At 40.9% G+C, this 19,615-nt stretch carries 12 protein-coding genes; 11 read left to right on the plus strand and 1 reads right to left on the minus strand.

Annotation, left to right across the window (positions count from 1 at the left end; translation table 11 throughout):
- Nucleotides 1–190 precede the first annotated feature (190 nt).
- From uvrA to galU, 6 genes are all read left to right on the plus strand, one after another.
- Complete coding sequence (gene uvrA / locus ACFWMP_RS23130) at nt 191–3,064, plus strand: excinuclease ABC subunit UvrA (RefSeq protein WP_042192277.1); 2,874 nt, start codon at nt 191–193, stop codon at nt 3,062–3,064.
- Between the two features lie 1,056 nt (nt 3,065–4,120).
- Nucleotides 4,121–4,330, plus strand: a complete 210-nt coding sequence (locus tag ACFWMP_RS23135) for a DUF2759 family protein (RefSeq protein ID WP_042131279.1) — start codon at nt 4,121–4,123, stop codon at nt 4,328–4,330.
- Nucleotides 4,331–4,458: 128 nt separating this feature from the next.
- On the plus strand, nt 4,459–5,592 hold the full coding sequence (locus ACFWMP_RS23140; protein ID WP_379424790.1) for a S1C family serine protease: 1,134 nt from the start codon (nt 4,459–4,461) through the stop codon (nt 5,590–5,592).
- Between the two features lie 27 nt (nt 5,593–5,619).
- On the plus strand, nt 5,620–7,533 hold the full coding sequence (locus ACFWMP_RS23145) for a stalk domain-containing protein (protein ID WP_379424791.1): 1,914 nt from the start codon (nt 5,620–5,622) through the stop codon (nt 7,531–7,533).
- A 206-nt stretch (nt 7,534–7,739) separates the two neighbouring features.
- Nucleotides 7,740–10,262, plus strand: a complete 2,523-nt coding sequence (locus ACFWMP_RS23150; protein ID WP_076286989.1) for a U32 family peptidase — start codon at nt 7,740–7,742, stop codon at nt 10,260–10,262.
- A gap of 313 nt (nt 10,263–10,575) precedes the next feature.
- Nucleotides 10,576–11,463: a UTP--glucose-1-phosphate uridylyltransferase GalU gene (gene galU, locus ACFWMP_RS23155; protein WP_149645276.1), complete on the plus strand. Its 888-nt coding sequence runs from the start codon at nt 10,576–10,578 to the stop codon at nt 11,461–11,463.
- Between the two features lie 73 nt (nt 11,464–11,536).
- Here galU and ACFWMP_RS23160 read toward each other — a convergent pair whose 3' ends face one another.
- Nucleotides 11,537–14,290 carry an O-antigen ligase family protein gene (locus tag ACFWMP_RS23160; RefSeq protein ID WP_379424792.1) on the minus strand — a complete coding sequence of 918 codons (2,754 nt, stop codon included), beginning with the start codon at nt 14,288–14,290 and terminating at the stop codon, nt 11,537–11,539.
- A gap of 147 nt (nt 14,291–14,437) precedes the next feature.
- On the opposite strand from ACFWMP_RS23160, the gene ACFWMP_RS23165 reads away from it, so the two are divergent.
- The 5 genes from ACFWMP_RS23165 to ACFWMP_RS23185 all read left to right on the plus strand — a co-directional run bounded on the left by ACFWMP_RS23165 (nt 14,438) and on the right by ACFWMP_RS23185 (nt 19,601).
- A complete protein-coding gene (locus ACFWMP_RS23165; protein ID WP_379424821.1) occupies nt 14,438–15,190 on the plus strand; it encodes an ABC transporter permease in 753 nt (250 codons plus the stop codon).
- Nucleotides 15,191–15,201: 11 nt separating this feature from the next.
- Complete coding sequence (locus tag ACFWMP_RS23170) at nt 15,202–15,939, plus strand: ABC transporter ATP-binding protein (protein WP_379424793.1); 738 nt, start codon at nt 15,202–15,204, stop codon at nt 15,937–15,939.
- A gap of 177 nt (nt 15,940–16,116) precedes the next feature.
- Nucleotides 16,117–16,812 carry a glycosyltransferase family 2 protein gene (locus ACFWMP_RS23175; RefSeq protein WP_379424794.1) on the plus strand — a complete coding sequence of 232 codons (696 nt, stop codon included), beginning with the start codon at nt 16,117–16,119 and terminating at the stop codon, nt 16,810–16,812.
- 13 nt (nt 16,813–16,825) lie between these two features.
- Nucleotides 16,826–19,057 carry a glycosyltransferase gene (locus ACFWMP_RS23180; protein ID WP_379424795.1) on the plus strand — a complete coding sequence of 744 codons (2,232 nt, stop codon included), beginning with the start codon at nt 16,826–16,828 and terminating at the stop codon, nt 19,055–19,057.
- On the plus strand, nt 19,035–19,601 hold the full coding sequence (locus ACFWMP_RS23185; RefSeq protein WP_379424796.1) for a hypothetical protein: 567 nt from the start codon (nt 19,035–19,037) through the stop codon (nt 19,599–19,601). The genes ACFWMP_RS23180 and ACFWMP_RS23185 overlap by 23 nt, the downstream gene beginning before the upstream one ends.
- Nucleotides 19,602–19,615 lie beyond the last annotated feature (14 nt).

Below are 19,615 nucleotides of genomic sequence, written 5' to 3' on the forward strand. Positions count from 1 at the left end.
GCGTTCCAAGCACCACTGTCACTAAGTCCCGTCCCACCAGCCTCCTTCGCCAAAAAATGCGGGTGTCCAGAGGGTGCAACCCTTGGGGCCCTCCCTTGGAAGGGAGGGTTTGGGAGGGATCGAAAACGCTTTTAATAAAGCTCTGAAATCGTTAAAGCTTTGATATTTGATTCATTAAGGAGAGGTTCCGTTGGCGAACGATAATATTGTAATTAAAGGCGCGAGAGCGCACAATCTCAAAAACATCGATGTGACGATTCCACGTGACCGTTTCGTCGTGCTGACGGGGCTGAGCGGTTCGGGTAAGTCTTCGCTTGCATTTGATACGATTTATGCTGAAGGACAGCGGCGTTATGTTGAATCTTTGTCAGCTTATGCTCGTCAGTTCTTGGGACAAATGGAGAAGCCGGATGTGGATTCGATAGACGGATTATCCCCGGCAATCTCTATTGATCAGAAGACAACAAGTCGCAACCCGCGTTCCACAGTTGGTACGGTTACTGAGATCTATGACTATCTCCGGTTGCTTTTTGCTCGGATCGGTCACCCTCATTGTCCAGAGCATGGAATTGAGATTACTTCCCAGACCGTTGAACAAATGGTAGACCGGATTATGCAGTATCCAGAGAAGACTCGTTTGCAAATCCTAGCGCCTATTATTTCAGGACGTAAAGGTGAACACAAAGGACTCTTCACAGATATTTCTAAGCAAGGGTTCGTACGTGTGCGTGTGGACGGTGAGCTAAGAGATCTGTCTGAGGATATTGAACTTGAGAAGAATAAAAAGCACACCATAGAAGTTGTTGTAGACCGGATCGTCGTTAAAGACGATGTGGAGACCCGGCTGACGGATTCACTGGAGACGGCACTTAAACTTTCGGGCGGTAAAATCCTTGTGGATATCATCGGTCAGGAAGAGCTTCTGTTCAGCTCTAATTTTGCTTGTCCGATTTGTGGTTTTAGTATTGAAGAGCTGGCACCACGTATGTTCTCCTTCAACAGTCCGTTTGGAGCCTGCACAGAGTGCGATGGACTTGGAATGAAGATGGTGGTCGATCCAGATCTGCTTATTCCTGATGCTGAGAAATCCATTGAAGAAGGTGCTTTTTTAGCTTGGACTGGAAGTACTTCTAATTACTATCCGCAATTTCTAAAGTCCGTGTGTGAGCATTTTAATATTCCACAGAACGTTCCAGTGAGCAGCTTAACACCTGATCATATGAATAAACTACTGCATGGTACAGGTAGTGAGAAGGTTCGCTTCAAATATGAGAATGATTTTGGACAAAAGAAAGATGCGATGGTTGCTTTTGAAGGGATTATTCCGAATCTGGAGCGTCGTTACCGGGAGACCGCATCTGACGGTATTCGTGAATTTATTGAAGGATTTATGAGTGCTAAGCCTTGTCATGTCTGTAAGGGCAAACGTCTGAAGAAAGAAATTTTGGCGGTGACGATCAACGAACAAAATATTTCGGATATTACCGATCTCTCGATTGGTGACTGTCAGCATTGGTTTGAAGAAATAAAGTTAAGTGAGAAAGAGACAGCTATCGCCAATCTCATTCTTAAGGAAATCTGCAATCGTCTGGGATTCCTGGTGAATGTCGGATTGGACTATTTGACACTTAGCCGCGCAGCAGGCTCGCTATCTGGTGGTGAAGCACAGCGTATCCGGTTGGCCACTCAGATCGGTTCCAGTTTGATGGGTGTTCTGTACATTCTGGATGAGCCAAGTATTGGTCTGCATCAACGGGATAATGATCGCCTGATCTCTACGCTTGCTCATATGCGTGACCTAGGCAATACGTTGATTGTTGTAGAGCATGACGAAGATACGATGATGGCAGCGGACTATATTATTGATATCGGACCGGGTGCGGGTATTCATGGTGGACAAGTTATGGCGCAAGGAACACCGGAAGAGATTATGAAAGATCCGAATTCCTTAACCGGTGAATATTTGAGCGGTCGTAAGTTTATTCCAGTTACCGCTAAGCGTCGTGCTACCGATGATCGTTGGATAGAAATTCGTGGCGCTAAAGAGAATAACCTGAAAAATGTGAATGTGAAGATTCCATTGGGTGTATTTACGGCGGTGACTGGTGTGTCGGGCTCCGGTAAATCTTCACTTATTAACGAAATTCTGTACAAGAGCTTGGCACGGCAGCTGAATAAGGCTGTGAAGGTGCGTCCGGGTCAGCACAAAGAAATTCGTGGCTTGGAAAATCTCGATAAGGTTATTGAAATCGACCAATCGCCAATTGGGCGTACACCACGCTCTAACCCAGCAACCTATACTGGCGTATTTGACGACATTCGTGATCTGTTCTCGAAGACGAATGAGGCAAAGGTACGGGGGTTCCAAAAGGGACGCTTTAGCTTTAACGTAAAAGGCGGACGCTGTGAAGCTTGCCGTGGGGACGGAATTATCAAGATTGAGATGCACTTCTTGCCTGACGTATACGTTCCTTGCGAGGTATGTAAAGGTAAACGTTATAACCGGGAAACACTAGAAGTGAAATATAAAGGGAAAAACATTTCCGACGTGCTGGAGATGACAGTAGAGGATGCTACAGAGTTCTTCGTGAATATCCCTCGTATTCATCGTAAAATGCAAACGCTGATGGATGTGGGTCTTGGCTACATTAAAATTGGTCAGCCAGGTACAACATTATCCGGTGGTGAAGCGCAGCGTGTGAAGTTGGCTTCTGAGCTATACCGTCGTAGTACAGGCAAGACACTCTATATTTTGGATGAGCCTACAACAGGTCTGCATGTGGACGACATTGGTCGTTTACTAGAAGTATTGCACCGCTTGGTGGATTCCGGAGAATCGGTTCTTGTCATTGAGCATAATCTGGACGTTATTAAGACTGCGGATTATATCATTGATATGGGACCAGAAGGCGGCAGTGGCGGCGGAACCGTACTGGCAACAGGAACACCAGAGAAGATCATTACTGTTACGGAGTCTTACACAGGTAAGTATCTGAAGCCAGTTCTGATTCGTGATACGGAGCGTACTGAAGCGCTTATGCTTGAGACGGCGGAAACTACCTAAGCTAATAATGCTGGATAGTATAACTAATAAATAATAAAGGTCGCGGCAATTTGCCGTGGCCTTTATTGTTTGTTGTCCAAAATTATTATTTTGGGAAAACAATTGATCGGTACAATTGCTGGTAGTCACCAGTAAATTAGAGCTCACTAGCAACTTTAAGCTCATAGGCAATTTCAAAATCAAAATCAAATCATCTATCAGTTCGGGTTATTTGCATGTAGTCAAAATCTTCGTTGGAGTGTTGCTTGATTGTTCGTGTGAGTTACGTATTTTGATTATCCGATCTGATATGAGTTTCTAGTAAAAGTATTACGGCTCCTTTAAAAAGAAAACTAAATAGTAGAAGAGATAGGCATATGTAGGGCGTGTCCGTCGTAAGATTGAATGAGGAGCATGCTTTTGCTGTATGTTCGCTTAATGGTTAAAAGAATAACAGCAGGCTCAATGGTTCTTTGAAAAATAAATAACAAACGGCTATATTGCTAGCTCTATCAAATGCTTGTGATACTAGATTAGGGAAAACCTCCCTAATAATCTGATGTTTTGCAGCTTTTAAGCTCAAATCAGGGAAAACCTCCCTATTTATCGAGGCGATTCATCCATAATGAGGGTTCTCTCGTGTTTATTAGGGAGGAATTCCCTAAAAACCTCAAATTGAAGTAATAAACGGCTAATTTCAGGGAGGATTTCCCTAATCCTCAAAAGTATAGACTCTAGTACCAGATTTTTAATTCTAAATTCTAACCCCTAACCTCAAAATTACAAATTGACTAGTAAGATACTAACTCCCGGCAGAGATGCTAAATAACTTCCTTAGTTACATTCACAAAGATCGACCATTACCCGTTAGGTCTCATCATTTTCGCCGCAAAACACCAAACGTCAATGAACAAAATCATTAATTTATCCGATTTTGCAGTAATAAAATATTTTTTTGCGACAAATACATAATTTTTCTACAAAACCTATTGCATCGCCCAAATGGTAGCGATAACATAGAAGAGGATATGGGGAATACTGGATCTTGCTTGACAACATTTTTGAGGAGGTAAGGTAATGCTACTTGCAGAAGTTGCCGCGCAAGGACCGTCTAAATTTCATACCTTTGATGTTTTTATGATTTTATTCACCATCCTAATTTTAGTTGGAGTCATTCGGTTACTGAGGGCTCCCCAGAAGAACAAGTTCGCCATTGGTTTCGGAGCGGTTAGTTTATTGGTTTTTATAATCTCTGACTATGCCATGGTGATGCATTGGTTAAGTTAACGGAAGAATTAAATTGAACAGCTTTGCACCAAAAGACTCCTTTAACGCCGTGGGCGCATTGAAGGTGTCTTTTTTCAAATTATATAATGTAAAATTTATCCATTAGCATAGAGAGGGTCTGGTGAAGGTTGATGAGGATTGGGGAGAAGCTGGTGAAGAAAGGAATGGGCTTGCTGCTGTGCGGTGTGTTGCTGTCAGGAGTATGGAGTGAGTCGGTTTATGCGTTGGGTGATACGACTAAGACGGTTAGCGCGGCGACCACAACCCAGAGAGACAAAATCAAAAATTCAACAGCAGCGGAAGACCCCGTACCAGGGATTATTAAAAGTATCACCCCCTCCGTAGTGGGCATTATCGGCAAAGACGATAGTGGAGGCAATAGCGGACCGGATGATCGATACAATCTGACGCATGGTTCTGGGATTATTGTGAAATCGAATGGATGGATTGTAACCAATGCACATGTCATCAAGGATCTGCAGAATGCTTTGGTAGTGACGTCGGACTCCAAAACCTACAGCATTAAAGAAACATATCTAGATGAAGTTAGTGATCTGGCCCTGATAAAAATCAATGCAACCTCCCTTAAACCTGCAAAGTTTATTCCTTCGACCGGCAAAACCATTGTTGGTGAGAAGGTAGTGGCCGTCGGAACACCGATTAGCTTTTCTCTAAGGAATTCAGCGACCGTAGGGGTTATAAGTGGCCTTAACCGTGAAGTAGCTGCGGCTTATCGTCTGATCCAAAGTGACACAGCGATTAATCCCGGGAATAGCGGGGGCCCGCTAGTGAATATGAAGGGCGAAGTGCTGGGAATAAACAGTCTGAAATACTCAGCGGTGGGCGTGGAGAATATGGGCTTCTCTATTCCGTCGGATACCGTGCAGTATATTATGAACCAGCTTTTTAAATACGGTGAAGTAAAACACCCGAGTCTTGGATTGGAGTTAGAGCCGAGTTGGTCCTCGATTGTGGGCTTGCCAACGCTCGATCCCCTGACTGTAACTAAAGTGATTTCTGCTGAAGCACGCAAGGCGGGTGTTGCCGAAGACGACGTCTTGTACAGCATTGACGGCCACCGTGTGGTCTCACTAGTTGATATTAATGAATTGTTTAAAAGCTATTCTCCAGGTACAACGGTACGACTGGTTATGCAAAGTGATGGGGATATCGTCATCCGTAAGCTGGTGCTCACTCAGGGTGATCCCCTATTAAGTGAAGAGGGTGCAGGAGCAGATGGAGAAGAGCATACGGAAGATTGATCAGGAAACTCGAGAGGGGGACGGTAAATGGGCTTTAAAGTTTTAAAACAAGGATTGTGTGCGATGCTGGCCTTATTATTGCTATTTTCTATATTACCGATACCAACCGTACGGGCAGCAGAAACAGACAAGCTGCAGCTGAGTCTTAAAGTTGGCAGTACTTCTGCTACGGTGAATGGCAAGAAGGTGACTATCGAGCGGCCTTATATGGAGAACGGAACGGTTATGGTACCGCTCGGGGTTTTTAAAAAGACATTTGGCAGCACGGTTTCCTTAGAAGGAAATGATGTAGTGAAAGTAACGTACGGCTCTCATACAGGGTTAATGACGATTGGTAGTATTAGTGCCTGGAAGGATGCGACTAAAGTTAAACTCACCTCCGCTCCTCGAATGGTTTCAGGTGTGTTGATGGTGCCGCTGCGTTTTGTGGCGAGTGTACTGGGTGCAACCCTCTCCCAGGGTAACGGTGGTGAGCTGATCATTACCTTAGCTCCTGCTGACAATGAAGGCGATGTGCCAGTGGATACTGGTATTGATAGCGATGTGGGGAAGACGCAAATTGGGAACAGCTATTATCGATGGACACTAAATTATCCGTCTGGACTGATTGCTGGAAATAGCGGTGGTGATGAGAGTGTGGCTACCTTCTCCAGTGCGGACAATCTTTATTATTTGGAGATTCATGCAAGTGATCAGGCAGTTGCTGTTGATGCAGATGGGCTATTAGAACAACTAGTCCGGGAAGTCGAGTTAGGCAGTGAACTGATATTAGACCGGGAGTCGTTCCCGAAAGCCTCTGTACCCTATGCACGATTGGTCAGTAAAGATTCCAGCGGAGCACTCTGGGAAAACAGGCTGATCTATGCTGAAGGTAGACTTTACGAGATTTATTTGACGGATGAGAAAGCCACTAATTATAAGGATTTAGCCAAATATGCGGGGTTACTGAGCTCTTTTCGGCCCTCTTTTGACACTAAGGATAACAAAATCCGTGATCTCTCTACCGTAAAGAATGGCTTAAGTGAAGCCTATAATGAGGACTATGGTATCTCACTACAGGTTCCTGCCGCTTGGACTAAGGATGACCAGCATTTTTATTATGAAAGCAAACATGGAAGTCATTTGAGTGTGGCGATTACATCGGCACCTGCTGGTTCTACACTAGAGAGCTGGGCTGATGAGCTGAAGACAAAAACGCAAGAGAACTTTGTATCGGACGCTTATGTTTTTAAGGATAGCATGAAGTCTGAAATCTCCGGCGTACCTGCACAAATAAGTGAGACACAGCTGAATTTCGGCAACGGTTGGACGACAGAATATCAGGCAATCGTGCTCAAGAATGGGTACCGTTACTATTTTGAATATGTGACACCTCCTGGACAAGAAGACGATAAGGCCAAATTCAATGCTATTATATCCTCCATTGATATTGATTTTGATCTGTTGAAGGAGAACTTCGGGCGACTCGCTAGCGATGACTATAAGACAATCAAGAATAAAACGATAACGAAAGTATCCAAAAGATACGGCTATGCCATCGACATTCCACGTTTATGGACACCCAATCAAGATGTATTCGAGACACAGTTGGTAGAGTATCGGTTCATCGGAGGACGTTTCCAGATTAATTCGAAACCTGAGGGCTCAATCGATTATGCGGTGAATATGCTCAAAGATTCTTATCAGAATAAAAATAATGATCCTAAAGGTCCTCGCATTGAAAGTATAGTGGAGTCTACCTTTGCAGGTGTTTCTGCTACGATCCTTACTGTGCATCAAATCAAGAATGGTGTTCCTCTCCGCAGTAAGCACGTTGTTTTTGGCAAAAATGAGGTGGTCTACACGATTACTGTTACGCTGAATGATGCCAATGCTACTGCAGAACAGCAAGCTTTGTTGGATAAAACGCTGCAGTCGTTTCGGTTTACGGGGAATGAGTAGTTTAGAGGTGATTGGAGTTCATGACTAACTAATAGTAGAGTGTAATTCAATTAGATGAGAACGTCCTTGTAGCCTAAATGGCATGGGGCGTTCTTTTCTTTATATAAATGTTGGTAAACACATGGCGCTGAGATGTGATATTTGATACAATTATCAAGTTAATCAACTAGAAATGACCCGCCACATGGCGGTTTGGGAGGATATAAATGAAAGAGCAACAAATACGCAGAGAAGACGTGGAGCTATTGGCACCTGCAGGTGACTGGGACTGCATGCGTGCGGCGGTAGCAAACGGAGCGGATGCTATCTTTTTTGGCGTAGAGAAGTTTAATGCACGGGCGAGAGCGAACAACTTTCGCATGGACGAGCTGACGGAAATTATGGCGTTTTTGCATAGCTATGGTGTGAAGGGTTTCCTGACCTTTAATATACTGGTTTTTGAAAATGAATTGTCCGATGCAAAAGAACTGATTGACGCTTGTGTAGATGCTGGCGTGGACGCGGTGATTGTACAGGATTTAGGTTTGGTCAAAATGATCCGTGAAATCTCACCGGATTTCCCGATTCATGGATCGACACAGATGACCATTACTTCCCCGGAAGCGGTCGAGTTTACTAAGCCTTTCAGTTTGGAACGTGTGGTACTCGGTCGTGAGAACAATCTGAAGCAAATTAAGACGATTGGGGAGCAAGCCCGTCTGCCGATGGAAGTATTCGTGCATGGTGCTTTATGTGTCTCTTATTCGGGTCAATGTCTGACTTCGGAAATGTGGGGCGGACGTTCCGCCAACCGCGGTGAATGCGCTCAAGCTTGCCGTCTGCCTTATGATCTGATGGTGGATGGAGAAGTTAAACCTATGGGTGATGTGACTTATTTGCTCTCCCCTAAGGATTTGGCAGCTATAGATCTTATGCCTGAGTTGATCGAGGCGGGCGTAACTTCTTTCAAAATCGAAGGGCGCCTCAAGAGTCCAGAATACGTTGCGAATGTAGTTAGTAAGTACCGTAAGGCAATTGATCGGTATTTTGATGGCGATATGTCCAAACCATCGAAGGAAGAAGTTCGTGAACTGCAACAAAGCTTCTCCCGCGGTTTCACGCATGGTTTCCTAGATGGAACGAACAATAAAAAGCTCGTAGACGGCACTTTCCCGAAAAGCCGTGGTGTATATCTCGGAACGGTTGAACAAATTCTTCGTGATGGAGTTGTCTGCCGTATTCATGCACCTCTTAAGCGGGGAGACGGAATCGTGTTTGATGCAGGGGATCCGACGAAAAAAGAAGAAGGCGGACGCGTTTACGACCTTCGTCGTAAAGGTGTGAAGCTCGAAGGTGAAGCCGGAGAAGGCTGGATCATCGACATCGTAGCCGGTCGTAATGATGTGGATCTGCGTCGTCTAAATGTCGGTGACCGCATTTGGAAGACAAATGACCCTGCGTTAGACAAGGCGCTGCGCCAGACTTATGAGACAGAGAAGCCGTACCGGGTATTCCCGGTACATGTGCGAGTGCAGGGCTGCGTCGGCGAGAAGCTGACCACCTGGTGGACGGACGTTCAGAAGAACGTTACCGTCCGTGTGGACTCGGAGCTCGCGCTGGAAACAGCGCAAAAGCGTCCGATGGATGCCGCGCTGCTGGAAGAACAATTCGGCCGCCTGGGCGGAACCGTGTTCCAGCTTGACGCGCTAGAGTCGCATCTGCAAGGCGACGTCATCGTCCCTATGCGCGAGCTGAACAGCATCCGCCGCCAAGCGGTGGAGCTGCTTGCGGGCGAGCGCCCGAAACCGCCCGTGTACGTGAAACGGGCGATCGAGGTCTACGGCGACGCTACCCGCAGGGACGTCGCTCCGCAACGCGCCGGTGAAGCGGAGCTCACCGCGCTGTGCCGCAGCCTGCCGCAGGTGCAGGCTGCGCTCGAGGCCGGCGTGAGAAACATCTACGCCGACTTCGAGTTTATCAAGCAGTTCCCGGCAGCGGTAGATGCGGTACGGGCTGCAGGGGCCAGCATTGCGCTGGCCACGCCGCGCATTCATATGCCGGGCGAGAACGGCTACCACGCCAATATTCTGCGCCTGCAGCCTGATGCCGTGTTAGTACGCAATACCGGCGCGCTGTATTATTACCTGCGCCGCCGCCAAGAGCAGCCGGATGCCGTGCATCCACGCCTGATCGGCGATTTCTCATTGAATATCGCCAATCATAAGGCAGTGGACCTGTTCCTTGAGGCAGGCTGTGATATGGTAACACCATCCTATGACTTGAACATTCAGCAGATGGTTGACCTGCTTGAACACAGCGATACTTCTCGTATGGAGATCGTTATTCATCAGCATTTGCCGATGTTCCACACAGAGCATTGCGTATATTGTACCTTCATGAGTGAAGGCACAGACTTTACGAACTGTGGTCGCCCATGTGAAGAGCATCGCGCTTCCCTGCAAGACCGTATTGGAATGTCACATCCTGTTCGTGTGGATGAAGGCTGCCGTAATACCGTCTATAATGCAGTTGAGCAGTCCGGTGCGGAGTATTTGAATAATTTCCGTGATCTAGGCGTATCCTCGTACCGCGTGGAGTTCCTGGAAGAGACACCAGAGCAAGTGGCTGAGGTAATTAGCCTATACAGCCGCGCACTGCGTGGTGAGATCTCTGGTACGCAGGTATGGAAGAGCTTGAAGGCTACCAACCAGTTGGGGGTTACACGGGGACAATTGGTTAACGCGAAGTAATTAAGGTTAAAGAAATAGGGCTAGGCGACTACCAGAGTAAATCTGGAGTGCTTAGCCCTTTTTTATAGATACGATCTCGTCCTCTTTGTTACTTGCATATACTAGATAATATATAGGTGAGAGTTAGCAAAGGGGGGGATCTTGTAAAAGACTTATATAATTTCTCCCTCTCCGATTTGATTGGAATAGATATACAAATATAACAAACACTCTGACATTAATCTGTTATAACTGCTATAATTAAAGGAAATATGCCATTTTACTATACAGAGTATTTAAGATGGAAGAGTAACCGACAGAAGGAGTTAATGTGATGAAGATCCGTAAAGCCATTATCCCCGCTGCAGGTCTTGGTACCCGTTTTTTGCCTGCAACTAAAGCAATGCCTAAAGAAATGCTACCGATAGTAGATAAACCGACGATCCAATATATTGTCGAAGAAGCAGTTGCTTCGGGAATCGAGGATATTATTATCGTGACGGGGAAAGGGAAACGTGCGATTGAAGACCATTTCGACAACTCTTTTGAACTAGAGTTTAACTTAGCAGAAAAGCAGAAGTGGGAACTTCTTGAATCCGTTCGCAAATCCTCCGAAATGGCTGATATCCATTACATTCGCCAAAAAGAACCAAGAGGTCTTGGACATGCGATTTGGTGTGCACGTAAATTCATTGGAAATGAGCCGTTTGCTGTTCTGCTAGGTGATGATATCGTTGAAGCGGATAAACCGTGCCTCAAACAGATGATAGATGTTTATGATGAATATAAATCTTCAATTGTAGGCGTTCAACCCGTTCCATGGGAAGAAGTATCGCGTTATGGTGTTGTAGACGCTTCGCCTTTGGCAGAACGTGTCTACAAGGCAAATCGTCTAGTAGAGAAGCCTAAGAGAGAAGAAGCCCCCTCAAATCTAGCGATTTTGGGACGATATATCTTAACTCCACGTATCTTCGATATGCTTGGCGAGCAGCAGGTAGGTGTAGGTGGAGAGATTCAGCTTACGGATGCCATCTCCCGATTAAGTGAAGTGGAGCGGATTATTGCTTATGACTTTGAAGGTAAACGTCATGACGTTGGTGAGAAGATGGGCTTCATTCAGACCACCATTCATTATGCACTTCAGCATGAAGAGCTTAAAGATGATTTACTTCGATATATGAAAGAGCTTATAGATAGCGAAGTTGCTAAGGCAGGGCTTTAAATAGAACTCATATCATTGAAAAAAAGCGTGCCGCTGTAATTACAGCGGCACGCTTTTTTGATTTCTTTCTGTTTTAGAATTGTGAATTTGCGATGGCCTCGATTTGTGCTGCTTCCGCAGGATCAGCTGCGATCAGTGAATTGTATATCGCCTGATCTTCGCCACCAGTTTTCGTCAGTGCAGCAAGGTACCAACGAGCAATCTCACGATTGGTTGCATCTGCGAAATCTTGGCTTAAGGCCGGTTTCAAGATGGAGATTGCTTTTTGTATCTGTCCAGACATATACTGCATTTTTGCTATCTTCAGTGTCACATCCGGAGTAAATGTTTTCGAAGGATCATTATCCGCAAGTACCTGATTATAGGCCAAAAGCCCAACGACAAAGCCCGCTTTCATGTTTTCTATTCTATCTGGATTATCTTGTTGTGCATAAGCTGCCTGCCCCAAATCAAATGAACGGCTGATTAGTGAACTGTACCAATTTATATCCCACTGAGTTTCACCGTTCATTATATCCGTGTAATTAGGATCCGAATTAAGCTTCAGAGTTGTCTTGGCTGCATCCTCTTGTCCGGATAAAAGTTGCATTCTACCAACATTTAAAGCGATAGTTGGCGTTACTGAGAAAGGACGCCCTTGCAGTTGTTCTGGTGGAAGAGTCTTCAGATGTTCTATTCCAGAAAGAACGTGATTGTATGCTTCTTGAGCTTCATTGAAATACTCTTGTTTCTTTGTCTCATCCTTTTGGTTAAGGGCTTGCTGACCTAATGCAAAGGAACGACTGATGAGAGTATCATACCAACTAATATCCCAGTTGAACTTATCAGCATTATCACGGTAAACACCGTATGCAAGATCATTTTGACCTTTTAGGTCATAATAGGTTACTAACTGAGTTAAAATATTTTTGTTGTATGGTTCATCCTCTAGTGCTCGAGTCAGTACACTATAAGCCTCATTTAGAAATTGTTCATCCTGATTCTGCTTAAACACCTGTAGATCTAACGAGGATAGGTATAAGACTGATTCTGGATGACCTGGACGTGTTTTTAAAGCCTCAGTTAATGGTTTCTTAATTTCCTCGTAAGAATTACTAACCCCGATTAGATTTTTACCCTTTAGGGCTGCGTTACTGGAACCAATATAGCTAATCGAGAGGAATATCAAGAATACAGTTCCTACTGTAAGAACAGCGGAATATCCAAGCCGAAAACCAGTTTTATTCCAACTTTTACGTAGCTGTTTACTATCCATGACAACTGCCATGCCCGCCAGTCCAAGGAAGACGAGTATTCCCATAAAGGCATAGCTCATATTGAAATCTAGTAGACTGTGAACAAGAATGGATAGAGCAATAATTAGGTAAAAGAAACCATTCTCAAAATCATTTTTATCCCGCTTCACATACCCACGAATGTATTTATAGAAAATATACAAAATGAATCCCATAAATACGATAAAACCAAGGATCCCAACCTCAATCAAGTATTGTAAAAAGAAGTTATGCACTTGGCGGCTGGTGTAAGGGTTGTTCTGATAGTGCTCATATAATGAGGACCATCCACCACCACCAGCACCAAGAATCGGGTAATCCTTAACTACCTTCATGGCATCTTTATAAAAAGTAATCCGTTCAAGTACGCTATGTTGTTGGAAATTAATGTTCTCAAGACGAGTTGCCATATTGCTAGGTAAGATATTTTTTACGCTTGTACCTATTAGTAGGAAAGCTACAATTCCGACAAGTGCAACAGAACAAAGTGGAATCCATAGACCTGTTAGTTTACGTGACGACCAATTACTGAGTTTTTTCTCCAGCCAAGGGGCGAAAAAACGCTGAATGACCCAAGATAGGCCTGCCACAACTACTGAAGCTCCAATTAGGTATCCCCAGCCCTTCAAGGCGCCGGAAGAAGTGAAATTTGTATTTAGCTCTAGTCCTAGGTTAGTCACTGGAGTCGTAATGACCAACGAAGCAATACCAGCAACGCCAAGATGAAGAATCCAAAGGATTTGCTGTGCAGGTTTCAGGAATAGCAGCAGCAATATAAATACGACAGGTAGCAATACAAGACCACCACGAGATAATGTTAATAAAATTGATACAATGATAGGAACTAACATAAAGCTGTGTGTTAACGTTCCGTACCATTTTTTAGAGCGAATAAGAGCGAATATAGCTACAAATAGAAAGGCCATCAAGAATGCTGCGTAGGTATTTGCATATTGAAAGATCGAAGTCAGACGAAGTCCGTTAGAGTCCGTCATTACTGCATCTAAGTAGATATTATTTCTTACGGTGTTTGAGAACCAACCCACTAGAGCTCCCGCTAGTTTGTTACTCCCCAACCAATTTAGTAGTCCAAACCCTACTATGAAATAAGCAATTGCTAGAATGGCATTTTGAATGACAACATTTACTTGCTTTTGCTTCAAGAGATAAAAGGCTATAATGAAGACTGCAACATACATGCTCTGAATAAACAACATATTCATCGCCATATAATGCGAAACTGCGACAAACAATGATAGAGCATAAGTCAGAGGCAGTAATATTGAAGCTGAAGCTACTAAGTCCCTCTGTTCATCTAGTTTGAATTTTTTGTAGTATAAGCCAACGCAGACTAGCAGCAAAAGTCCACTTACTAGTGCTGACACATATATAGGCTTCTCGAAGTCTAACTGCTGTCCGTTAAATAATCCCACTTGAAATGGGGCCCAACACAAAAATAAAATGAAAGCAATAACCAATGCCCATATCGGACTTGCTATCTTATCAACATTTCTCGACTGAGCAGCGTTTTTACCGTATACTGGTTTCGACACGTTATAATCTCCTTTTCCTGTAGGTACGACAATATTTTAGCATATTCTGAATTATAGAATCTACATTATTAAATGACAGTTAGTTAAATAAACAATGGATAGGTGAAACTTACAGTGAACGAACTTAAAAAGTATGTTACTAATTTTATGAAATATCAAGAGTTATTAAAATTACTAGTTTTAAAGGATATAAAAATAAAATACAAAAGATCTGTCTTAGGAATATTATGGAGTATTCTGAATCCGTTATTTACTATGTTGATAATTACACTTGTTTTTCAACAATTGTTTAAATTCAATATCGAATATTTTGCAGCCTATGTAATAACTGGACAAGTTTTGTTTTCTTTTTTTTCAGACTCTACTTCATTAGCTATGACCTCAATATTTTCTTCAGGTCAGATTATTAAAAAAGTATACGTGCCTAAGTATATATTCCCCATATCGAAAATTGCGTACTCATTAGTAAATATGCTTTTTTCATTTTGCGCAGTGTTAATTGTATGTGCTGTTACAGGAGTTCATTTGAAGTGGACAATTCTTTTTAGTTTTGTCTCTATAGGATATATGTTCATGTTTAGTATTGGAGTCGGAATGATATTATGTAGTTTAGTTGTTTTTTTTAGAGACATTGAACACATATATGGAGTACTGATGACGGCATGGATGTATGCCACTCCAATCATCTATCCAATGTCCACTATTCCAGATAAATACCTCTTTCTTCTCTATAGTAATCCGATGTTTTATTTTGTTACACATTTTCGGGAAGGGTTACTCTATGGACGTATCCCTTCATTTGAATTGAATTTACAATGTTTTAATTATGCGTTCATAACGTTAATTGCCGGATTGTATTTATTTAAGAAACGTCAGGATAAATTCATTCTATACATTTAAGGAGCCGGGAAATGGAAGAAGTAATTGTCGACATTAATAATGTCTCAATGTGTTTTAATATGACGACAGAGAAAATTAGCACTCTAAAAGAATATTTAATAAAAAGGTTTAAGCGTCAAATTTCATACACTGAGTTTTGGGCTCTTAATGATGTGAGCTTTAAAATAAGGAAAGGTGAAATTTTTGGTGTATTAGGCCTGAATGGAGCAGGAAAAAGTACTTTGCTTAAAGTAATAGCGGGAGTGTTGAAACCTACTACTGGGAAAGTTGAAGTTTTCGGACGAATGGCACCTCTTATAGAATTAGGGGCTGGATTTGATGCGGAACTAACAGCAAGAGAAAATATATTCCTTAATGGTGCTGTACTGGGATATAAGAAAAGAGAAATGAAAGCTAAATTTGATGAAATAGTTGAATTCTCAGAGTTAGAAAATTTCATTGATGTACCCGTTAAAAATTTTTCTTCTGGTATGTATGCTAGATTAGGTTTTGCAATAGCTACGGCTACAATTCCTGATGTTCTGATTGTTGACGAAATTCTTTCAGTTGGAGATTTTAAGTTTCAAGAAAAATGCGAAATGAAAATCAAACAAATGGTGGATGCTGGGACTACAGTAATACTTGTTTCTCATTCTATTGACCAGATTAGAAGTATGTGTAGCCAGGGAGTGATTTTGGAGAAAGGCAAACTTATAAGTTCAGGGAATATTACAGAAATTTGTGATTATTACTATTCAAAATACAATTGAATTGTGGAGATTAATTTGCGATATATTATTATTTTATTTTATTGGATCTATTCATATTTTATTAGAATTAAAATCAAATTCTTTATTGTTAGACAATTTATAACGAGAAATAATGGATATCGAAAATGGATACTGGACAATGAAAATCACGAAAATAAGGGGTCCACTTTTGATTATATGCCACTTATATCAATAATTGTTCCAGTATATAACGTTAAAGAAATTTTTTTGCGTGAATGTATTGAATCTGTATTATTACAAAACTATTCTAATTGGGAATTGTGCATCGCAGATGATAATTCTTCAGAACCACATGTGAAATCTGTGTTGGAAGAATATAAAGCGAAGGATAACCGTATCCGTATCTCATATAGAAAAGAAAATGGTCATATATCTGCCTGTAGCAATACTGCTCTTGAATTAGTAACGGGTGAATACACAGCATTACTTGATAATGATGATATTTTGGCTCCATTTGCATTGCATGAGGTTGTGAGTCAAATAAATGAGAATAAGGATATTGATTTAATATATAGTAACGAAGATAAACTTAAGGATGGTATAAGATGTTTTCCGTTTTTCAAAAAGAAATATAATAAACACTTATTGAGACATATGAATTATATCTGCCATTTTGCTGTGTATCGGACATCTTTAGTAAAAAAGGTGAATGGTTTTAGAGTGGGTTATGAGGGAGTTCAGGATTGGGATATAGCAATAAGAATTATGCAACTAACTGATCAAGTAATTCATATCCCAAAAATTCTTTATCACTGGAGAATATCTGAAACCTCGACGGCTGGAGGAGAACATAGGAAATCTTACGTTAAACAATCAAGAAAAAAAATGCTAGCAAATATAAATAATGGTTAAAGGGTGATAGTGAGTGAGTATTGATGCTTTATTAAAAAAATCATTTTCAGTAATAAAATATGAAGGGGTAAATTCATTTGCCAAAAAATCTGTTAAATATTCTATGAAGAAGTTGCTCAGAAGAAATAGTGCTAAACACATAGCTTTCAAAGATATTTTATTCATTAATGGCTGTACCTTGCCCCATCCACAACGGTACAGAGTTGATCATCAAATAGAACAATTGCACTTTAATGGATATTCTTGTGATACGGTTTATTATGAAGACCTTACAGTAGACATGGTCAGATATTACAGATCATTTGTTTTCTTTCGCTGTCCGCATACAGAAGTAGTAGAGGATTTAATTAAAAAAGCCAAGTATTTTAATAAAACAGTGATTTTTGATATTGATGATTTAGTTATTGACTATAAATATGTAAAACAGATAAAACATCTTGAAACGATGAGTACCCATGAAATGGAGATGTACATGGACGGGGTAAATCGCACACAAAAAACACTGTCAATGTGTGATTATGCAATAACTACAACAGCTAGACTAGCCAATGAACTAAGACCTTATGTAAAAGAAGTGTATATTAATAGAAATGTTGCTTCGGAAAAAATGATTGAGTTATCAATCCAGGCTACCAAGAATAAAAATAATGATGAATCACGTGTCGTACTAGGATATTTTAGTGGAAGTATAACTCATAATGAGGATTTTGATTTAATATTACCTGTTATTAAGAATATCTTTACTAAAAATAAAAATGTATATTTGAAAATTGTTGGTTTTCTTGATTTGCCTGATCAATTGAAAGAGTTTGAAGAGAGAATTCTATTTGAAAAATTCACGGATTGGAAGAATTTGCCTGGATTGATCGCAAGTGTAGATATAAATTTGGCTCCTCTGGTGAGTTCAATATTTAATGAAGCTAAATCAGAGAATAAGTGGATGGAAGCAGCTTTAGTTAAGGTGCCTACGATCGCGAGTAATGTAGGAGCATTTAAGGAAGTTGTTAAGAATAAAGAAACTGGGATTTTGTGTGATGGATATGAAGAATGGGAATCTCAATTAACGGAATTAATCAATAGTAGAGAATACCGATGTGAAATTGCTAAAAAAGCTTTCGATGAGGTTATTCTTAATTGGACAACTGCCAAAACAGGATATAAACTTTATGATTTCATTGAAACACATTCAAATCCTAATATTGCTTTTGTTCTTCCTTCGACACAAATTAGTGGTGGGGTTAATGTAGTAATTAAACATTGTAATATTCTTAGAGATTCAGGCAAAGATGTTACAATCATTTCGATGAGTGAAGAGGATGATAACATCATTAATAATGATGGTGAGATTAATGTAATATCATATCATCGTCATGCCTTTCATGGTTATTTTGAAAAGTGTGTAGCTACTCTTTGGTCTACAACTTCTTTTTTGAATAACTATCCTAAAATTAAGGATAAATATTATTTGGTTCAGAACTTTGAGACTGACTTTTATGAACCGGGTAATTATTCACGCATATTAGCTAATCTAACCTACACGTCTTATAACGATATGAATTATATTACTATATCAAAATGGTGCGAAAAATGGTTGAAAGAGGATTTCAATAGAAAAGTTACTTTTGCGCCAAATGGTATAGATCTCTCAATATTCAAATTTAATAAAAAAGATTTCGATTTTAGTAAAAATAAAGTTAGAGTTTTAGTAGAGGGTAATTCTAAAGATCATTACAAAAATGTGGATGAAAGCTTTGAAATTGTGAATTCACTGGATAAAGAAAAATTTGAAATTTGGTATTTATCGTACAGCGGAGCTCCAAAGGAATGGTATAAAGTAGATAAGTTTCTGAATAAAGTTCCATACGATGAGGTTGGAGGGATTTATGCACAATGCGATATCCTTATAAAATCAAGTTTATTGGAAAGTTTTTCTTACCCTCCTCTAGAAATGATGGCTACGGGAGGTATAGCGATTGTAGCGCCTAATGCGGGAAATATAGAGTACTTACGACATGAAGAAAATTGTCTGCTATATGAACAAGGTAATGTAAATAATGCTATTGAAATGATTCATAAGGTATATGAGAGTTATGAACTGAGAGAAAGGTTGGTAGTAAATGGTCTGAAAACAGCAGAAGATAGACAATGGAACAGCTTGGAAAATGAAATACTAGGTTTGTATGGTTATAAAGATTTAATAAATGAAACATATGGAGAATACTATGAAAAAATTGAAATGGCTTAAGTGGATCATCCTCGCTATATTTTTTTGTGTAATTATATATGTATTCGTTGGAAACATGGGTGTGGTTAGAGAGAGTATTGATCAATATGTTGCTGATGAGACATTAAGTGAAATAACTGCTGGTAATGAAATTGGCCAATCTTTTTCTTATGATCAAAACAATTTGAGTGGAGTCTCTTTGAAAATGGCTACTTATATGCGTAATAACGATGGAACCATTCAAGTGGGGATTAGAGAAATGAATGAGGAAAATGACATATATCAAACATCGGTAAAGGCGAATAGTATTAGTGATAATGAGTACTTTGATTTTAGGTTCCCTCCAATAAAGTTTTCTAAAGGGAAAGAATACTATGTTTATATCAAGTCGTTAGATAGTATTAAAGGGAAATCTGTAACAGCATATAATAGCAGTATTGACACATATGACGGAGGAAGTCTCTATATAAATGGTGAGAAGCAAAACAAGGACTTAACATTTAAAGTATTCTATAACAGAACAGTATTAAATTATATTAGTGATAAAATAATTGGAATATTCTAATTTGTGTTGAATCA

The organism is Paenibacillus sp. NPDC058367, from assembly GCF_042723305.1.
Taxonomy (GTDB): domain Bacteria; phylum Bacillota; class Bacilli; order Paenibacillales; family Paenibacillaceae; genus Paenibacillus_AQ.

What these genes read in the sequence shown, in the direction of transcription:
- ACFWMP_RS23135 (WP_042131279.1), top strand. Translation starts at nt 4,121, where the DNA reads ATGCTACTTGCAGAAGTTGCCGCGCAAGGACCGTCTAAATTTCATACC.
- ACFWMP_RS23145 (WP_379424791.1), top strand. Translation starts at nt 5,620, where the DNA reads ATGGGCTTTAAAGTTTTAAAACAAGGATTGTGTGCGATGCTGGCCTTA.
- ACFWMP_RS23150 (WP_076286989.1), top strand. Translation starts at nt 7,740, where the DNA reads ATGAAAGAGCAACAAATACGCAGAGAAGACGTGGAGCTATTGGCACCT.
- galU (WP_149645276.1), top strand. Translation starts at nt 10,576, where the DNA reads ATGAAGATCCGTAAAGCCATTATCCCCGCTGCAGGTCTTGGTACCCGT.
- ACFWMP_RS23165 (WP_379424821.1), top strand. Translation starts at nt 14,438, where the DNA reads ATGAAATATCAAGAGTTATTAAAATTACTAGTTTTAAAGGATATAAAA.
- ACFWMP_RS23170 (WP_379424793.1), top strand. Translation starts at nt 15,202, where the DNA reads ATGGAAGAAGTAATTGTCGACATTAATAATGTCTCAATGTGTTTTAAT.
- ACFWMP_RS23175 (WP_379424794.1), top strand. Translation starts at nt 16,117, where the DNA reads ATGCCACTTATATCAATAATTGTTCCAGTATATAACGTTAAAGAAATT.
- ACFWMP_RS23185 (WP_379424796.1), top strand. Translation starts at nt 19,035, where the DNA reads ATGAAAAAATTGAAATGGCTTAAGTGGATCATCCTCGCTATATTTTTT.